Below are 17365 nucleotides of genomic sequence, written 5' to 3'. Positions count from 1 at the left end.
GATGAGCCGGGCCTGGATGGGGAACCTGCGCCGGCGGCCCGGCGCAGGGTAGTCGCGGTTACTTGATGAAGTCGTGACCCCAGCGTTCGATCTGGCTGGCGCTCTTCTGCATCTGCAGCGACCGCGATTGTGCTTTCTGCCCGGCGGCGGCGATCTCGTCGTCGACCACCTTGGTCGACAGCGACAGCCAGCTGGTCACGAAGGCCATGGCGTCGCTGTGGATCTCCAGGGCGTCCTGGTTGATGTTGGCGATGCCGTCGCACTTGCTGTGGTAGCACTCGTCGTAGGCCTTGCCGGCGGTGCCGCCGTACTTCTGCGCCTGCTCTTCGGTCTTCAGGCCCTCGGCGCCGGTGAACAGGCCGCCGAAAGCGATGCCGCTGTTGAAGAACTCGGCGTAGTCGGAGCGGAAGTCGATCTCGGTGCCTTCCGATTGCTGGCCGCGCAGGCGGAAGTAGGCTTCGAACAGGCGCTCGATGGCGGCCGAGCCGGGCGGACCCTGGAGGCCGAAGTCGGAACCGTCGCCGTCATAGATGAAGTTGCCGAAGTTCGGCGAGCCGATCATGTCGAAGTTCAGGTAGGCCTTGATCTTCTTCTTCTCTTCCGGGGCGAGGTTCTGCACGTAGTGGGTCGAGCCCACCAGGCCGGCTTCCTCGGCGCCCCACCAGGCGAAGCGCACCTTGTTGACCGGCAGCGCCTTGGCCAGCAGCACGGCCATCTCCAGTTGGGCGGCGCTGCCCGAACCGTTGTCGTTGATACCGGGGCCTTCGAACACCGAGTCGAGGTGCGCGCCGACCATCACCACGTTGTTCGGGTTGCCGCGACGGGTCTCGGCGACCACGTTGTAGGTCTCGGTCTTCTTGCGTACCACGTCGACCACCAGGTGCAACTGCAGGTCCGGGGTCTGCGACCAGGCCACGCCGTTGTCGTAGGTGGCGAAGATCACCGGGATGCCGCCCTCGTAGGACTCGCCCACGGTGACGTTCTCCAGGCCCTTGCGGTCGTCGGTGTTGCCCTGGTTGAAGATGATCACCCCGGCGGCGCCGGCGGCCGCGGCGTTCTCGGCCTTCTGCTCGAAGTTGCAGGTGCCGCGCTGGATCAGCGCGATCGAGCCGGCCGGGAAGTTGGCGAAGTCTTCCGCTTCGCAACCGCTGGTGGAGGTGTTGCCGGCGCCGAGGGACAGGTCCACCGGGACCACCTTGGCGGTGACATCGCCTGCCTCGGTCTGCGACAGGTAGGTGAAATCCTTCTCCCATTCGTAGGTGACCGGCTGCGGCACGGTGGCGCTCAGGCTACCCGGGCCTTTCGGGTAGTAGGCGGTGAACGGGAAGGGCTGCACGCTGACCTTGTAGCCGGCTTTCTGCAGGGTCTGCTTCACGTAGTCGACGGAGGCCTGGTAGCCCGGCGTGGCGGCGGCGCGGTTGCCGTCGTTGAGGCTGGCGATGTCTTCCAGCTTCTGCAGGCGCTTGACCACGTTGCTGGCTTGCAGGCAGCGCGGCAGGCCAAGCGGGGTGCTGACCAGCAACGGCGATTTGCAGATCGACGGGTTGGGTTTGCCGGGGGTCCAGAACTCGGTGAACTGTTGCGCTTCCGAAGGTGCCGCCAGGGATGCGGCGGAAACCGAGAGGGCGAGGGCGCCGAGTGCGTATCTGAGATTGTTCTTGTTGCTCATGAGACTCCGTTCCTTGTGAGGCGATGATCGATAAGCCGTTGATGGCATGGCGCTATTGCCCGAAATGTCGCCTCGGGCACGGCCTGACTGCCAGACTAGGAGCGCTTTCCGGGCTGTCCTGGCGTAATTCCTGAAATGTGAATTTCATCAACTTTTCGCGGAAGAATTGCTGATAGCTCGCTGGCGGGATGGAGGGCGGCTTTCTATCGTTAATGCCCTTCGGCGCGGGCCCATGGCCGTTGGTCGGGGCTGGGAGGATGGCGCAGCAGGAAGGAAACCGTCTGGCGCGCGGATAAGCGCGCGAGCGGAGGTGACCGGCGGCAGCGCTGTCACAGATTTGTTGGAATTTTTGTATACATTCTTCTGGATATTTTCGGATCGAATTGTCTACAGTGTGCGCACAACAATAAAAGCGAGAACAGCGCACCATGAAAACGACGTCCTCCGGAACTCCATCCGTTCCACGGCCTGAAGACGAGAACCTCGGTGTCGGCGCCAACATGGCCTACGGCCTGCAACATGTGCTGACCATGTATGGCGGTATCGTCGCGGTCCCCCTGATCCTCGGCCAGGCCGCTGGCCTCGCGCCCGGCGACATCGGCCTGCTGATCGCCGCTTCGCTGTTCGCCGGCGGCCTGGCGACCCTGCTGCAAACCCTCGGCGTGCCGTTCTTCGGCTGTCAGTTGCCGCTGGTCCAGGGGGTGTCCTTCGCTGGCGTGGCGACCATGGTGGCGATCATCGGCAGCGGTGGCAGCGGCGGCATTCCCGCAGTGCTCGGCGCGGTGATGGCGGCCTCGCTGATCGGGTTGCTGATCACGCCGATCTTTTCGCGCATCACCAAATTCTTCCCGCCGCTGGTGACCGGCATCGTCATCACCACCATCGGCCTGACCCTGATGCCGGTCGCCGCGCGCTGGGCGATGGGCGGCAACAGCCACGCGCCGGACTTCGGCAGCATGGCCAACATCGGCCTGGCGGCAATCACCCTGGTCATCGTGCTGCTGCTGAGCAAGCTCGGCAGCGCCTCGATCTCGCGCCTGTCGATCCTCCTGGCGATGGTCATCGGCACCTTCATCGCGGTGTTCCTCGGCATGGCCGACTTCTCCAAGGTCACCGAAGGCCCGCTGGTGGCGTTTCCCACGCCGTTCCACTTCGGCATGCCGACCTTCCAGGTCGCCGCGATCATCTCGATGTGCATCGTGATCATGGTGACCCTGGTGGAAACCTCGGCGGACATCCTCGCGGTAGGCGAGATCATCGACACCAAGGTCGACTCGCGGCGCCTGGGCAACGGCCTGCGCGCGGACATGTTCTCCAGCATGCTGGCGCCGATCTTCGGCTCCTTCACCCAGAGCGCCTTCGCCCAGAACGTCGGCCTGGTGGCGGTGACCGGGATCAAGAGCCGCTACGTGGTCGCCACCGGTGGGTTGTTCCTGGTGATCCTCGGCCTGCTGCCGGTGATGGGCCGGGTGATCGCCGCGGTGCCAACCGCCGTGCTCGGCGGCGCCGGCATCGTGTTGTTCGGCACGGTCGCCGCCAGCGGCATCCGCACCCTGTCGAAGGTGGACTACCGCAACAACATGAACCTGATCATCGTCGCCACTTCGATCGGCTTCGGTATGATCCCGATCGCCGCGCCGACCTTCTACGATCACTTCCCCAGTTGGTTCGCCACCATCTTCCATTCCGGCATCAGTTCCTCGGCGATCATGGCGATCCTGCTCAACCTGGCGTTCAACCACTTCACCGCCGGCAACTCCGACCAGCAGTCGGTGTTCGTCGCCGCCAGCGAGCGGACCCTGCGCTACCAGGACATCGCCGCCCTGCACGAAGGCGACTATTTCCTCGACGGCAAGCTGTACGACGCCCAGGGCAACGAAGTGCCGCTGGCCGGCGACGACAGCCATGGCGCGCCGCCGCGACGGCGCAGCGAAACCGCTGAAGCCGGCAGCGCCTGAGCCGCGCCGCGATGAACGACGGCCCTCCTTGCGAGGGCCGTTTTCGTTGTGCGCTTCAGAACAGCGCCTTGCCGCGGTCCAGGCGCTGGTCCACCAGCCATTTGCCGTGGGCGATGGAGGCGCGCTGGGCGTTTTCCAGGTCGGCGAGGAAGGCGAAGCGCACGGGCAGGGCGATGCGCTTGCTGGTGTGGCCTTCGGGATCGGTGATGTGGCAGCCGCCGGCCCAGGGCGTGGGAATGCCCGGATGCTCGACGACATCGGCGGTGATGGTGTAGCTGCGGTGCTGGCAGTGCAGGCTGGCCATGGCATGCTCCTCTCTGTCGGAGGCCGACCCGGCTACCTGCGCGACGCCTGTGGTTGCCACGGAGGAGCCTCGGGGCGGCGAGGTTTTCCCTGCGTGTCCCTACCTCTATAGCAGATCGTCGCCGATCCGCCGCGAGAGCCGACGAAGGGCCCCGCTCAGCGGCGCTGGCGACGGCCGAGCATGCGCTCCAGGGTGCCGTCGCGGCGGACCCACTGGTGGTAGCCGGCGGCGAGCGCATGGAGCAGCACCACCGAGGTGCTCAGCCACAGGCCGACCACGCGGTGAACGGCGTCGAAGGGCTTCTCGAACGCCTCCCAGTTCAGGTTCCAGGTTTGCGAAATCCAGGCGAACAGCGCGGTGTCCTTGAAGCTGGGTACCACGAACAGGCCGAAGTCGGTGGGCAGGCGGGTGCCGACGTAGCCGGTGAGCGGCATCACCAGCATCAAGGCATACAGCGACAGGTGCGCGTAGTGCGCCAGGCGGTGCTCCAGCGGCGTCCCGGGGACCGCTGGCAGGCGCGGCCCGCGCAGCCGCGAGACGATCCGTGGGATCAGCAGCAGGCCGACCAGCAGGCCCAGCACCCAGTGCAGGTTGAGTACCGGCAGGCGCTGCGGGTGGTCATGGCCGAGCACCCAGATGACGAAATAGGCCAGCACGATTGCGCCGATGAAACAGAACGCCATGCTCCAGTGCAGCAGGCGGGTGGACAGGCTGTAGACGGTCGCTGGATGCGTCACGGGAATGCCTCGCAGAGAGTGAAGGCGTGCAATCTATGAAACGTCCGGAGAGCGATCAAACGTATTTATGGATAATCGATAACGGAAAACTTAATCGAAACTTTCACATGTGACGTTATTGCACCGAAACAGTGCTGCGAGTCGCTTTTTTCCGAAACGGAGCCCACTTGGCGGAATAATTCCGGGTCGGGATCATTGTAAGTGGGTTTTTCCTTCGCCGAGGCTATTCCTCACGCTGGGAGAGCCTGGGGGCGGCGCGCGGCAGACCCCGCAAGCATTATCGGGAAATATATTCCGTTGTCTTTCCGCTGACGTTTTGCCGACAGCAAGCTGACACAGATGTAATTGAACTCGATCGCTTCGTTTCTATAGTCTTCGAACACTTCGCCGTGCACTTTCAAGGACGGCAAGTGCATATCCTGCGTCTTTTCCGCCATGACGATTCTCGAGGTGAGAGCATGAGTAGTGAGCACGATGGCAAGGACCAGGACGACCTGTTCTCCCCGTTGCCTTACCTGCTGGTTTCCGGCGCTGTCGTGCTCATGACCCTGCTGCTGCGCTGCCTGTTCTGCCCGGGCGAGCAGTTCTGATCGCCCGGACCGGGACGACTCAGCGACCGCGGCTGAGGAAGTCGATCACCAGGCGATTCATCGGCGCGGCGCACTCTTCCGGCAGCCAGTGGCCGCAGCCGGGCAGGACATGGCCTTCGACGTCGTCCGCATAGGCTTTCATCTGCTCCAGCTGGAACGTGCCCATGCCGCCGTGGCCGCCGCCGGCGAGGGTCATGGTCGGCATCTGCAGGCGGGTCTTCGCCAGTTCGGCGTTCTGCCGCACGCTCTCGTTCAACGCGCGGTAGTACTCGAACGAGGCGTTCAGGCTGTGCGGCTTGGCGTACGACCTGGCGTACAGGTCCAGCAGGCGCTCGCTGAACACCTCGGTGTTGCTGGCATGGGACTTGATGAAGTGCTCGAGGAAGAAGCGCTCCTTGCCGGCGATCAGGGTTTCCGCCAGGCGGTCGTCGGCGGCGAAGAAACTGAAGTGCCAGACCAGCGACTCGCCCTGGGCGGTGAAGGCCGGGAAGCGGTAGATCCGCGCGTCCGGGATCGGCGCTTCCATGTACACCAGGCGGGCGATGTCGGCCTGGTTCTTCACCACCATCGGGTAGGTGTTCCAGATACCGATGTCATGGGCCACCAGGTCGAACGGGCGATCCGGGCTGAATTGCCGGGCCAGCTTGTGCAGGTAGACGGCGACCTGTTCGCCGCTATAGCCGGTCTTCGGCGGCTCGGACTGGCCGAGGCCGGGCAGGTCCGGCGCGATCACGGTGAAGCGCTTGGCCAGTTCCGGCATCAGTTGGTGCCATTCGTACCAGGTCTGGCCGAAGCCGTGCACCAGCATCACCAGCGGCCCCTGGCCGCCTTTCACGTAGTGCAGCTTCACGCCGTCGACTTCCCGGTAGGCGCTTTCGAAGCCATTCGGGACGGGGAATTCCTCGGCGGCGAAGCCGCCCAGGGAGAAGGTCAGGGCGATGCCGGCCAGGAGGCCGCGGCAGAGTCTATCGAGGATCATGGTTGTGCTTCCTTGGTGGGGTCAGTGAGGGATGTGGCCGCCGAGGGACGGCTCGGTGGCAGCTTGGCGTGGCGCCAGCATCAGCAGCAGGGCCACGGCCATCGCCGCCAGGCAGACCAGCGCGCCGACCTCGCCGAGCGGCGCCAGGCCGCTGCCGTCGATCACCCGGCTGCCGGCGAGGGCGCCGATGCCGATCCCGGCGTTGCAGGCGGAGATGTTCAGCGAGGCGGCGAACGCCGGGGCCCGCGGCGCGGACTTCATCACCCGCACCTGGCCGACGATGAACAGTGCTGCCTGGGCCACGCCCCAGGTCGCCAGGGTGGCGGCGAGCAGCCAGGCGTTGCCGAGGGTCGGCACCAGGGCGAGCATGCCCAGCGCCATCAGCAGGACGAACAGCAGGGTTGCGCCCAGCGGGCTGCGATCCACCAGGCGCCCGCCGAGCCAGTTGCCGAGCAGGCCTACCGCGCCGAAGCCCATCAGCGTCCAGCCGACCAGCGAACCGCTGAAGCCGGCCAGGCGCTGGAGGATGTCGGCCAGGTAGGTGTAGGGGGTGAACATGCCGGTGAAGACCAGCAGCGACAGCAACAGGTGGCCGAGCACCAGCGGTTGGCGCAACACGCTCGCCTGGCTGCGCAGCGAGACGCCCGGCCGTCCGGGAATGCGCGGCAGCCAGGCGGCCAGCAGCAGCGCCTTGGCCAGGGCCAGCGCGGCGAGTGCGGCGAATGCCAGGCGCCAACCCCAGGCGTCGGCGATCAGCGTGCCGATGGGAATGCCGAGCACGGTGGCGGCGACGATGCCGAAGAACACCAGCGCCACGGCGCGTCCTTCGCGCGAGGGGCCGGCCAGGTGCGCGGCGGTTTCGCTGGCCATGGCCCAGAACACCGGGAGCGCCAGGGCCGGGACGAAGCGCGCCACGGCCATCGTCCAGATATCGCCGGCTACGGCGGCCAGCGCATTGGCCGCGGCGAACAGCAGCAGGCAGGCGACGAACAGCCGCTTGCGTTCGACGCCCGCCAGTGCGGCGGTGAGGAACGGACCGAAGGCGGCGACGCTGAAGGCGAACAGGCTGACCAGCAGGCCGGCCTGGGCGACGCTGACCTGGAGGTCTGCGGCAAGCGCCGGGAGCAGGCCGACGATGACGAACTCGGTGGTCAGGATGGTGAAGCCGGCGGCGGCCAGCAGGAGGATGGGCAATAGCACGGCAAGACTCCTCCGCGAGCGCAGCCGTGGCCGCGCCCGGGAACGATGCATGGGAGGGAAGGGAATCAGGCCGTAGCGGACTGGCCGAGGGTCGGGTAATCGGTGTAGCCGGCGGCGTCGCCACCGTAGAACCGCGCCTGGTTGGCCTCGGCCAGCGGCGCGCCGAGACGGATCCGCTCGACCAGGTCGGGGTTGGCGATGAACGGCCGGCCGATCGCCACCGCGTCGGCCAGTCCGGCCTGGAGTATCGCTTCGGCGCGCTCGGCGTCGTAGTTGCCGCAGACGATCAGCGGCGCGCGGAAGCGTTCGCGCAGGCGCTCGCGGAAGCCTTGCGGGTAGGCCGGGCCGCCGCTCCATTCCCACTCGGCCAGGTGCAGGTAGGCGATGCCGCGTCGCTGCAGGGCTTCGGCGAGGTAAAGGGTCATCGCTTCCGGCTCGTCGTCGTGCATGTCGTTGATCGTGCCCCAGGGCGACAGGCGCAGGCCGACGCGCTCGGCACCGACCGCGGCGACCAGCGCGTCGACGATCTCCAGCAGGAACCGCGCGCGGTTCTCCAGGCTACCGCCATAGGCATCGCTGCGCCGGTTGCTGGCGCTGGCGAGGAACTGGTCGATCAGGTAGCCATTGGCGCCATGCAGCTCGACCAGGTCGAAGCCGGCGTCGAGCGCGTTGCGCGCGGCGCGGACGAATTCGTCGCGGACCCGGCGGATGTCTTCCAGGGTCATTTCCCGCGGCGCGTCGGCCGGCGCCATGGATCCGCCGCCCTGGCCATCGGCGATGAACACCTGGGCCTTGGCCTGGATCGGCGAGGGCGCGATCGGCGCCTCGCCGCCGGCCTGCAGCGAGCGATGCGACATGCGCCCGACATGCCAGAGCTGCGCGGCGATCAGTCCGCCGGCGGCGTGCACCGCCTCGGTGACCTGGCGCCAGCCGGCCAGTTGCGCCTCGCTGTAGATACCGGGGGTGTAGGCGTAGCCCTGGCCGAGGGGGGAAATCTGCGTGCCCTCGCTGACGATCAGCCCGGCGCCGGCGCGCTGCGCATAGTAGAGAGCGTTCAGGGCGGTCGGCACGTCGCCCGGCTGTTGCGCCCGGGAGCGGGTCATCGGCGCCATGACGATGCGGTTGCGCAAGGCCAGGTTGCCTACGGCGAGCGGGGAGAGGAGCAATTTGGACATGGTCTTTTCCTTTCGAAGGCGGCAGGGAGATGGCTTGAATATCTGTATCGGTCGCTAAATAATATGGCGACGGCAACGCTCGTCAAGTAAATTTATAGTGATCGATACAAATAATGGAGGTCAGGATGGCAACGCGAGGCAGGCCACGGGCATTCGACAGGGACACCGCCCTGCAGCGAGCCATGGACGTGTTCTGGGTGCGTGGCTACGAAGGCGCTTCGCTGGCGGCCCTGACCGAGGCGATGGAAATCAGGCCGCCCAGCCTGTACGCCGCCTTCGGCAGCAAGGAAGGGCTGTTCCGCGAAGCCCTGGCCCACTATCTCGGCCAGCACGGCCGCTATCGCCGGGATGTCCTCGATGGCGCGCCGAGCGCCCGCGAGGGCGTGGCCGAGCTGCTCCGCGAGACCGTCGCGCGCTTCTGTTCCGACGAGTTCCCGCGCGGTTGCCTGGTGGTGCTCGCGGCGCTGACCGGAACCCCGGAAAGCGAGGCGGTGCGGGACGCGTTGAGCGCCGAGCGCGGCGAGTCGATCCGCCTGTTCCGTGAGCGCATGCGGCGCGGCATCGCTGACGGCGACCTGGCGGCGGACACCGACGTGGAGGAGTTGGCGACCTTCTATGCCACCGTGCTGTTCGGCCTCAGCGTGCAGGCCAAGGACCGGGTGCCTTGCGAGCGCCTGCTGGCGGTGGTCGAACGGGCGCTGCGCGCCTGGCCCTGAGCGGGCCGCATCAGGCCGCCGCGCTGCGGCGCAGCCATTCCAGCAGCAGAGTGGCAGGCTCTCCGGCCTGCAACGGTCGCGGGGTCAGCAGGTGATAGCTGCTGCCGTCGGCGAGGAATCCCAGCGGCGCCGCCAGCAGGCCGGCGGACAGATCGTCGCGCACCAGTTGCCAGGGGCCGATGGCTACGCCGAGTCCGGCGCCGGCCGCCTGCAGGCTCAGGTAGAAGTGCTCGAAGCGCTGCCCTTCGGTCGTCGCCGGCGCCTGTCCGGCGAGACGGGTCCAGGTGTTCCAGGCTTGCGGGCGGGTCGCCGTGTGCAGGCGCGGTGCGACGGCGCGAAGCCCGGGCGGTCCTGCATCGAGGTGGAAATGCCGTTCGACGTCGCTCGCCCGGCAGACCGGCCCGACCTGCTCGTCGAACAGCCAGTGGGCATGGCTGCCGGGCGGCCAGGGGAAGTCGTTGCGGCGGATCGCCAGGTCGATGCCGCGGCCGAAGGCGAACGGCCCGCCGCCGGCGACCAGTTGGATCGACAGTCGTGGCTGTTCCTGCATGAATCCGGCGATCCGCGGGATCAGCCAGCGCATCAGCAAGGTCGGTTCGCAGGACAGCACCAGCGCGGTGGGTCCGGCCTCCGCGCGCAGGGCCTCGCCGGTGCGCTCGATCAGGTCGAGAGCCGGGCCGGTGCCGGCGAGCAGGCGCCTGCCGGCCTCGCTGAGGAAAACCCGCTGGCCGCGGCGTTCGAAGAGCGCACAACCGAGTTCCTCCTCCAGGGTCCGCACGGCGCGGCTGATGGCGCCGTGGGTCAGGCACAGGGCCTCGGCGGCACGGGAAAAGTTCTCCAGGCGGGCGGCGGCCTCGAAGCAGCGCAGGGCGTTCAGCGAGGGCAGGCGGCGGCGCCTGAATGGTGAGTTTTCCTCACCATGATTGTCAGTATTCATCGTTCTCGCTCGGCGCTGGAGACCGGTAGATTGTGCCATCCATTCTACCTTGGAGCCTTCCAGGCATGACAGAGTTGCTAGCTTTCCTGACCATCACCGTGCTTGCGGTGATCAGCCCCGGCGCCGATTTCGCCATGGTCTCGCGCAACAGCCTGCTGTATTCCCGCCGCGCCGGCCTGCTCACCGCGCTGGGCATCGGCGCGGGGGTGACGGTACATGTCGGCTACAGCATCCTCGGCGTCGGCGTGCTGGTGCGCGAGTCGCTGGCGCTGTTCACCGCGCTGAAGCTGGCGGGCGCCGCCTACCTGGTGTTCCTCGGCCTGCGCATGCTGCTGGCGCGAGAGGACACGGTGGCGGAGGAGGCGGCGGGCGGCGCCGGGGTTTCGTCCTGGGCGATGTTGCGCAGCGGCTTCCTGACCAATGCGCTCAATCCGAAGACCTGCCTGTTCGTGGTCAGCCTGTTCATGCAGGTGATCGATCCGCATACCGCGTTGCCGGCGCAACTGGGCTACGGGGCCTTCATCGCGCTCGCCCACGTGGCCTGGTTCGGCCTGGTCGCCTGCTTTCTCTCGAGCCCGGCGGTGCGCGGCCGGCTCCTGCGTTTCCGCCGGCGCATCGACCAGTTTTTCGGCGCCCTGCTGGTCGGTTTCGGCGTCCTGCTGGGGGCGAAAAGCCCATGAGCATGGACCACTGATGGCCGCTTGCCGCCTTTGAAGCGAGGCCGGCGGCTCCCTAGAATGCGCCGTTCATGCCGTCGCCAGTTGAGGGACGGTCCCAGGATCGCGGGACGCATGGGAGTTGCATGAAGAAGGGAGCGACGCTTTTCGCCGTCCTCTGGGCGGTACTCGGCCTGGGCCTGCTGGTCGGTTTGCCGGTGGCCATCCATTTCATTCTCGGCCAGTACGACGAGGCCGGGTTCAGCGGGCCGCAACTGGTCTTCGAGGAACAGGGCCATTCCTACCTGGCGTTCACCCTCGACGACTATCGCGCCAACGAAGTGGACAACGGCGTGGTACACGGCAGCAGCCGCAGCTATGCCCAGGTGGTCGATCTCGAGGACGGCAGCCTGCGCTGGAGCGCGCGCCTGGATGCCGACAACGAGCGCGGCGACGACTGGGGTTCCGGCGAACTGCTGGGCCAGTCGTCGCGCTACCTGTTCTTCCTGCGCAACGAACTCTACGTACTCGACCGGCGCGACGCTGCCCCTGCGCTGGCGTTCGACGAACTGGAGCGGCGCACTGGCGGCCTGCCGTTGAAGTCGGCGCCCTGGGGGAAGGACGCCTATCGCTACGACGAAGGCCGGGGCGGATTGCTGATGCTCGCCCTGGACGGTCGCGTCTGGTTCCTCGACGGCGACAGCCTGGCCCTGCGCGAAGCCCCGGAAGTCGATGCCGCGCGGTATTTCCACGGCGACCCGCCGCCGCCGGCGAGTGCCGGGATCGCTTGGCAGGCCCCGGGCCTGACGCGCCTGCCCGACGGACGCCTGCTGATCCTCGCCAGCGATCACGAGGCCCGCGCGCTGGAGCGTGGCGAGGCGCTGCCGGCAGCGAACCAACGGGCGCGACGCCAGCGCCTATCACTGGGCACCCTGGATTGGCGGTCGCCGGCGGAGAATCGACTGCGTCCGCTGCTCGACGCGGCCTTCCTGCAGGCTGGCCTGCTGCCCGATCCAGCCGCTGCCGAAGAGCCGCAGCGGCTGCTCGAGCGACCGTCCGAGCGGCAGCGCCAGCATCCGTCGCTGCCGTCCGAGCCGCAGCCGCCGGAAGAGTTCGACGAGCGCGTGGAGCGTTTTCCCAGTACCCGTGCGTTCCTTGCGGCGCGTGACGCCTACCGCCAGGAACGACGACGCTGGATTGCCGCGCACGATGCCTGGCGGGAACGGGTCGCCGACCTGGAGGCGGCGGCGGATGCCGAGTACCGTCGCCGGCGCGACGAGCAGACGCGCGAGGAGGCGTTGTACCGTCGCTATGCCTCGGCGCTGCCGGGCGGCGATTCCAGGTTGGCGCGCCGTCCCTGGCGAGTCGACGGCAACTGGCTGGTGCTGCACCGGCGCAGCCTGGCCGAGCGTAGCGAGCTGCTGCTCAGCTCGGTTTCCACCGATGGCAGCTTGCTCTGGACCCTGGAGCTGCCCATCGAGCGTCCCGAACGGCTGTTCCGCCTGGATGCCCGCAACCTGCTTCTCAGCGGCCGTGGAGAGGACGGCGGGCGGTTGGTGCGGGTCGATCTGCGCCGGGGCAGCGGCATCGTCCATCGCCTCGGGCGCGGCGGCGCGCCATTGCAGCGGGTCGAGTGGCCCGAAGGCCAACCGTGATCGCCTGCGCCCGGCCTGGGTGGCTGCCCAGCGGGGGGGGGGGCCGGGCGCCGATTCAGGGGTTCCTGAAGACGAATACGCCGCTGTCCACCAGGCGCGTCAGGCGGATGCGCAGCAGCAGGGTGCGGTGGGCGGCGAGGAAGCGCGGCACCTGCGCCAGCGGAATTGCCAGGCCTTCGCTGTCGCCGGGGCCCACCGCGGTATAGCCGACCGGCTGGCGCGGCGGATCGAACGGCGGCTGGGCCGACACGCTGAGCGACAGGGTGTCCACGGCGAAGCCGGCGAGCAGGTCGTCGAGGGACTCGATCGACAGGTACAGCGAGCGGTAGGCGGGGTTGTCCTCGTAGGGATGGACGTCGGCGATGACCTGCTCGTAGAAGCGCTGCTCGAAACGCCGGTCGCTGTTCAGCTTGCGGAAGAACTGGATGAAGTAGTCGCGCACCTCCTGGTCGAGGTCGTCGCAGACGTGGCTGACCAGGTTCAGGTAGCGCGGCGAGCGGCGCTCGATGCCGGGGTCGAGCTGATCGATGCGGCGCTGCCAGGGGAAGCTTGCGCCGCTGCTCCGGTAATCGGCGTCCTCGACCTCCAGTGCGGCGCGGATCAGCTCCAGGGTATGCGGGTTCTTCGGCCCGCGGTCCTTCAGCGCCACGCTGGCGTGGTTCTCGCCGTCGACGATGGCGAAGGCGATCTCGCCGCGCGATTCTTCCAGGCGCCAGCCGGGCCTGGCGCGCTGGCGGACATCCAGTTCGAGGCTCAGGCGGCAGGCGTTGAGGTTCGCCGTGGCGATCCGCACCGTGCCGTCGCCGCCGGCTTCGTTGGCGATGGCTTCGACGCCGCTGTAGCCGACATTGCCCACCAGTACCGTGGCGAGCAGGCGGCCGGCGCCGTACCAGGCCTCGGCGCCGAACAGGTCGCGCTCGGCGAGTTGCCAGGAGTACGGCGAGCCCAGCTCCAGTCCCTTCAGCACCTGGGTGCCGGTCTGCCCGACGAAGCGGTTCCAGCCTTTCAGTACGCGACCGATGAAGGAGCGTCCCTTGTGCGCCAGCGGCGAGCCGAAGTTGGCCGGGGCGAGCATCAGGAAGCGCTTGACCGGCGCGCTGGCGGGGTCGAAGTGGCGGGTCAGCCAGTCGCGCAGCACCAGGGCGCCGGTGCTGTGCACCACCACGTCAACCGTGCGCGGTGCCCGCGACAGTCCCTGGGCGGTCCAGGCGCGATCCAGGGCGGCGGCGAGGTCGGCGTAGGTGACGTCGTCCTGCAGGGAGATCCAGTCGGCGAGGCGGATCTGCGTCGGCGCGCTGCCGAACCAGGCTTCCAGCTGCTCGGCGAGGCGGCGGAACGACTTCGAATCGTCGCTCCAGCCGTGGACGATGACGATCGAACGGGGCATGTCCGGCATCCTCTGGGGCTGATCCGGGCGACTATAGATCATGCGCCGCGGCGACGTGCCCTGACCTGTGAAAACGTCTAGGATGCGGCGGTCGCTCCCGACTACCGCCGGCGCGGCATCGCCAGCGCCTTGCTGCGGCAGGCGCGGGACGACTGTCGCGGCGACCGCCTGTTCACTTCCCGCAACCGCTCCAACCTGCCGATGCGGCGCCTGCTGGAGCGCGAGGGATTCCAGCCGAGCGGGGTGATCGACAACCTCGACGAAGGTGATCCGGAGCTGGTCTTCGTGCGTTTCCTCGCGCCGTCGCGCTGAGCCCCGGGCTCATTTCAGGTTGCCGGCGAGGAACTGGCGCAGGCGCTCGCTGCGCGGCGCGCCGAACACCTGGTCCGGCGTCCCTTGCTCTTCGATCACGCCCTGGTGGAGGAAGATCACATGGCTGGAAACCTGGCGGGCGAAGGCCATCTCGTGGGTGACCAGGACCATGGTGCGACCTTCCTCGGCTAACTGCTGCATGACTTTCAGCACTTCGCCGACCAGTTCCGGATCGAGCGCCGAGGTCGGTTCGTCGAACAGCATCACCTGCGGCTCCATGGCCAGGGCGCGGGCGATCGCCACGCGCTGTTGCTGGCCGCCGGAGAGTTCGCAGGGATACTGCCGTTCGACCTTCTCCGCCAGGCCGACCTTGGCCAGGTAGTGGCGCGCGCGGGCCACGGCGTCGTCGCGGTTCATTCTCAGGACGTTGACCGGGCACTCGACCACGTTCTCCAGCACCGTCAGGTGGCTCCACAGGTTGAAATGCTGGAAGACCATCGCCAGCCGGCTGCGGATCCTCTGCAACTGCCGGGGATCGGCGGCGCGCAGCTCGCCCAGGGCGCCGGGACGGGTGCGCAGTTCCTCGTCGCCGACGCGGATGCGCCCGGCACAGGGTTTTTCCAGGAAGTTGACGCAGCGCAGGAAGGTGCTCTTGCCCGAGCCGGAGGAGCCGATGATGCTGATCACGTCTCCCTTGCCGGCCCTGAGCGAAACGCCCCTGAGCACCTCATGGCTGCCGTAGCGCTTGTGGATGTCTTCGACCTGCAGGCTGTACATGCGCGTGTCTCCGGGAGAGGTCAGTGGGTTTGCGGTCTGAGGTAGGCCAGCCAGCGCAGCTCGCCGCGGCGGAACAACCAGATCAGCAGGAAGGCGGTGCCGGCGTAGAGCGCGCCGGCGATGCCGAAGGACAGGAACGGCGCATAGGTGGCGGAATTGACGTCGCGGGCCACCTTGAGCAGGTCCGGCACGGTGGCGGTGAACGCCACCGAGGTGGAATGCAGCATCAGGATCACTTCGTTGCTGAAGTACGGCAGTGCCCGGCGCAGCGCCGAGGGCAGGACGATGCGCCGGTAGAGGGTGAAGCCGCCCATGCCGTAGGCGCGCGCCGCTTCCACTTCGCCGTGGGGCGTGTTCCTGATCGCGCCGGCGAAGATTTCCGTCATGTAGGCGCAGGTGTTGAGGACGAAGGCCAGCACCGTGCAGTTGAAGCCGTCGCGGAAGAACGCGTTGAGGAAGTCCTGGGCGCGTATGGCATTCAGGCTGTAGACGCCGGTGTAGAAGAACAGCAACTGGATGTACAGCGGGGTGCCGCGAAACACGTAGGTGTAGAGCCAGACCGGGTAGCGCAGCAGCGGGTTGCCGCAGGTTCGCGCCACCGCCAGCGGGATGGCCAGCAGGAAGCCAAGCGCCACGGCGAGGATCAGCAGCCACAGGGTCATCGCCAGTCCGGTCAGTTGCAGGCCGTCGGTCCACAGGTAGGCCTGCCAGTATTCGTCGAGTACCGCGTTCATGGCAGCGGCCTCCTGACGCCCAGCGAGCTGCGCCGCTCCAGCCACAGCAGCGCGGCGTTGGAGATTGCGGTGATGGCCAGGTAGATCAGCCCGCAGACCAGGGTGAAGTGGAAGAACTGCAGGGTGCCCTTGCCGGCGTCCTGGGTGGCCTTGACCAGGTCGCCGAGGCCGATGATCGAGACCAGCGCGGTGGACTTGACCAGCACCTGCCAGTTGTTGCCGATGCCCGGCAGGGCGTAGCGCAGCATCTGCGGCAGGAGTACCCGGCGGAACACTCGCCAGCGCCCCATGCCGTAGGCTTGCGCGGCTTCGACCTGGCCGGCCGGGACCGCCTGGAAGGCGCCGCGGAAGGTTTCCGTGAAGTAGGCGCCATAGATGAACGCCAGGGTGACGCAGCCGGCGGCGAACGGGTCGATGTCGACCTGGGCGATGCCGAGGGCGTCGGTGACGCGGTTGAGGAGGATCTGCAGGCTGAAGAACAGCAACAGCATGATGACCAGGTCGGGGACGCTGCGGATCAGCGTCGTATAGCCGCTGGCCAGGGCGCGCAGCGGGCGGTTGGCGGCGAGCTTGGCGCTGGCGCCGAGGAGGCCGATGAGCACGGCGCCGAGCAGGGAGCCCAGCGCCAGCTTCAGGGTCACCAGGGTGCCGGCGAGTATCTGCGGGCCGAAGCCGTCGAGGAACATTTCACTCTCCATTGCTTGTTGTTGTCGGTCGAGGTGAAAAGCGGCCGGACGCCGTTCAGGGCGCGCCGTAGAGGTCGAAATCGAAGTAGCGGGCGTTGATTCGCGCGTAGGTCCCGTTGGCGCGGATCGTCGCCAGCGCCTTGTTCAGGTCCTCGCGCAGCGCCACGTCTTCCTTGCGCAGGCCGATGCCGTCGCCGACCCCGAAGTAGCGAGGGTCGTCCAGCACCGCTCCGGCCAGTTCGAAATCCTTGCCGACCGGCTTGTCGAGGAAGCCGTAGCTGGCCTGCACTGCGCCTTGCAGCGAGGCGTCGAGGCGGCCCATGACGAGGTCGGCGTAGACCTGGTCCTGGTTCTGGTAGGAGACGACCCGCACCCCCTTGGCGGCCCATTCGGCCTTGGCGTAGGCCTCCTGGTTGGAGCCCTGGCCGACCCCCACGCGCTTGCCGCGCAGGCTCTCGGCGTCGGGCAGGAGCGCTGAGCCGCGGCGTACCACCAGGCGGCTCGGCGCGTTGGAGACGCGGTCGGTGAAGGCGATGTGCTGTGCGCGTTTCGGCGTGATGGTCATCGACGAGACGATGGCGTCGATCTTGCGCGACAGCAGCGCCGGGATGATGCCGTCCCAGTTGCTTTCGACCCATTCGCAGCGGGCTCGCAGCTCCGCGCAGAGGGCTTCGCCGATCTCGATGCCGAAGCCTGCCAGGCGGCCGTCCGGCTGTTTGTATTCGAGCGGCGGGTAGGTCGGGTCGACGCCCAGGCGCAGGACCTTGCCGGTCCAGTCGGCGGCGCCGGCCGGTGCGGCGAGGAGGAGGGAGAGGGCGATGCTGCCGAGGGTTCTTGTCATTGTGGTTGTCCTCTGTCGATCCGCGCGCGCCAGGCCGCGCGCCCGTTGAAAA

At 67.6% G+C, this 17365-nt stretch carries 17 protein-coding genes and 1 pseudogene; 6 read left to right on the top strand and 12 right to left on the bottom strand.

The annotated features are described in order from the left end of the window. Positions 1 to 58: 58 nt before the first annotated feature. Positions 59 to 1669 carry an aminopeptidase PaaP gene (paaP, locus tag HMPREF2914_RS03705; RefSeq protein ID WP_003101464.1) on the bottom strand — a complete coding sequence of 537 codons (1611 nt, stop codon included), beginning with the start codon at positions 1667 to 1669 and terminating at the stop codon, positions 59 to 61. Between the two features lie 428 nt (positions 1670 to 2097). On the opposite strand from paaP, the gene HMPREF2914_RS03700 reads away from it, so the two are divergent. Beyond that, complete coding sequence (locus HMPREF2914_RS03700) at positions 2098 to 3627, top strand: nucleobase:cation symporter-2 family protein (protein WP_023091597.1); 1530 nt, start codon at positions 2098 to 2100, stop codon at positions 3625 to 3627. A gap of 55 nt (positions 3628 to 3682) precedes the next feature. Here the strand turns inward: HMPREF2914_RS03700 and HMPREF2914_RS03695 are convergent, their stop codons facing one another. Together HMPREF2914_RS03695 and HMPREF2914_RS03690 are read right to left on the bottom strand one after the other, a co-directional pair. Beyond that, positions 3683 to 3931 carry a hypothetical protein gene (locus HMPREF2914_RS03695; protein ID WP_003091048.1) on the bottom strand — a complete coding sequence of 83 codons (249 nt, stop codon included), beginning with the start codon at positions 3929 to 3931 and terminating at the stop codon, positions 3683 to 3685. 155 nt (positions 3932 to 4086) lie between these two features. Further along, entirely contained in the window at positions 4087 to 4668 is a 582-nt protein-coding gene (locus HMPREF2914_RS03690) for a cytochrome b (RefSeq protein WP_009876747.1), read from the bottom strand. A 458-nt stretch (positions 4669 to 5126) separates the two neighbouring features. On the opposite strand from HMPREF2914_RS03690, the gene HMPREF2914_RS32880 reads away from it, so the two are divergent. Then, the gene (locus tag HMPREF2914_RS32880) at positions 5127 to 5258 is read left to right on the top strand and encodes a hypothetical protein (RefSeq protein ID WP_003091046.1); all 132 of its coding nucleotides are present in this window, start codon (positions 5127 to 5129) and stop codon (positions 5256 to 5258) included. A 19-nt stretch (positions 5259 to 5277) separates the two neighbouring features. Here the strand turns inward: HMPREF2914_RS32880 and cif are convergent, their stop codons facing one another. The 3 genes from cif to HMPREF2914_RS03665 all read right to left on the bottom strand — a co-directional run bounded on the left by cif (position 5278) and on the right by HMPREF2914_RS03665 (position 8612). Next, a complete protein-coding gene (gene cif / locus HMPREF2914_RS03675) occupies positions 5278 to 6237 on the bottom strand; it encodes a CFTR inhibitory factor Cif (protein WP_003091045.1) in 960 nt (319 codons plus the stop codon). A 21-nt stretch (positions 6238 to 6258) separates the two neighbouring features. Next, positions 6259 to 7437, bottom strand: coding sequence for an MFS transporter (locus HMPREF2914_RS03670; RefSeq protein ID WP_003091044.1), 1179 nt, complete (start codon positions 7435 to 7437; stop codon positions 6259 to 6261). 65 nt (positions 7438 to 7502) lie between these two features. Then, the gene (locus HMPREF2914_RS03665) at positions 7503 to 8612 is read right to left on the bottom strand and encodes an alkene reductase (RefSeq protein WP_023091598.1); all 1110 of its coding nucleotides are present in this window, start codon (positions 8610 to 8612) and stop codon (positions 7503 to 7505) included. A gap of 125 nt (positions 8613 to 8737) precedes the next feature. Here HMPREF2914_RS03665 and HMPREF2914_RS03660 point away from each other — a divergent pair, with 125 nt between their 5' ends. Continuing rightward, the gene (locus tag HMPREF2914_RS03660) at positions 8738 to 9328 is read left to right on the top strand and encodes a TetR/AcrR family transcriptional regulator (protein ID WP_003119828.1); all 591 of its coding nucleotides are present in this window, start codon (positions 8738 to 8740) and stop codon (positions 9326 to 9328) included. Positions 9329 to 9338: 10 nt separating this feature from the next. Here HMPREF2914_RS03660 and HMPREF2914_RS03655 read toward each other — a convergent pair whose 3' ends face one another. Next, positions 9339 to 10265, bottom strand: coding sequence for a LysR family transcriptional regulator (locus tag HMPREF2914_RS03655; RefSeq protein ID WP_003110292.1), 927 nt, complete (start codon positions 10263 to 10265; stop codon positions 9339 to 9341). Between the two features lie 65 nt (positions 10266 to 10330). Here HMPREF2914_RS03655 and HMPREF2914_RS03650 point away from each other — a divergent pair, with 65 nt between their 5' ends. After that, the gene (locus HMPREF2914_RS03650; RefSeq protein ID WP_003091040.1) at positions 10331 to 10945 is read left to right on the top strand and encodes a LysE family transporter; all 615 of its coding nucleotides are present in this window, start codon (positions 10331 to 10333) and stop codon (positions 10943 to 10945) included. Positions 10946 to 11067: 122 nt separating this feature from the next. Continuing rightward, the gene (locus HMPREF2914_RS03645; protein ID WP_019395894.1) at positions 11068 to 12576 is read left to right on the top strand and encodes a PA2928 family protein; all 1509 of its coding nucleotides are present in this window, start codon (positions 11068 to 11070) and stop codon (positions 12574 to 12576) included. Positions 12577 to 12631: 55 nt separating this feature from the next. Here the strand turns inward: HMPREF2914_RS03645 and HMPREF2914_RS03640 are convergent, their stop codons facing one another. Then, the gene (locus HMPREF2914_RS03640) at positions 12632 to 13963 is read right to left on the bottom strand and encodes an esterase/lipase family protein (RefSeq protein WP_003160602.1); all 1332 of its coding nucleotides are present in this window, start codon (positions 13961 to 13963) and stop codon (positions 12632 to 12634) included. Between the two features lie 99 nt (positions 13964 to 14062). Between HMPREF2914_RS03640 and HMPREF2914_RS03635 the strand changes: the two are divergent. Continuing rightward, a pseudogene (locus HMPREF2914_RS03635) lies at positions 14063 to 14275 on the top strand (GNAT family N-acetyltransferase); the annotation flags it as partial. A gap of 9 nt (positions 14276 to 14284) precedes the next feature. On the opposite strand, the gene HMPREF2914_RS03630 reads toward HMPREF2914_RS03635, so the two are convergent. From HMPREF2914_RS03630 to HMPREF2914_RS03615, 4 genes are read right to left on the bottom strand one after another with little or no spacing between them, the layout of a single operon-like run. Continuing rightward, entirely contained in the window at positions 14285 to 15052 is a 768-nt protein-coding gene (locus tag HMPREF2914_RS03630) for an ABC transporter ATP-binding protein (protein WP_003091036.1), read from the bottom strand. Positions 15053 to 15072: 20 nt separating this feature from the next. Beyond that, on the bottom strand, positions 15073 to 15786 hold the full coding sequence (locus HMPREF2914_RS03625; protein ID WP_003091035.1) for an ABC transporter permease: 714 nt from the start codon (positions 15784 to 15786) through the stop codon (positions 15073 to 15075). Next, complete coding sequence (locus HMPREF2914_RS03620) at positions 15783 to 16472, bottom strand: ABC transporter permease (RefSeq protein WP_003110298.1); 690 nt, start codon at positions 16470 to 16472, stop codon at positions 15783 to 15785. The genes HMPREF2914_RS03625 and HMPREF2914_RS03620 overlap by 4 nt, the downstream gene beginning before the upstream one ends. A 55-nt stretch (positions 16473 to 16527) precedes the next feature. Continuing rightward, entirely contained in the window at positions 16528 to 17313 is a 786-nt protein-coding gene (locus HMPREF2914_RS03615) for an ABC transporter substrate-binding protein (RefSeq protein ID WP_003124439.1), read from the bottom strand. Positions 17314 to 17365 lie beyond the last annotated feature (52 nt).

Origin of the sequence: Pseudomonas sp. HMSC067G02 (assembly GCF_001813485.1) — a bacterium.
GTDB classification, from domain to species: domain Bacteria; phylum Pseudomonadota; class Gammaproteobacteria; order Pseudomonadales; family Pseudomonadaceae; genus Pseudomonas; species Pseudomonas aeruginosa.
The sequence above is the reverse complement of the archived record's forward strand: the minus strand, read 5'-3'. Positions and strand labels throughout refer to the sequence as shown.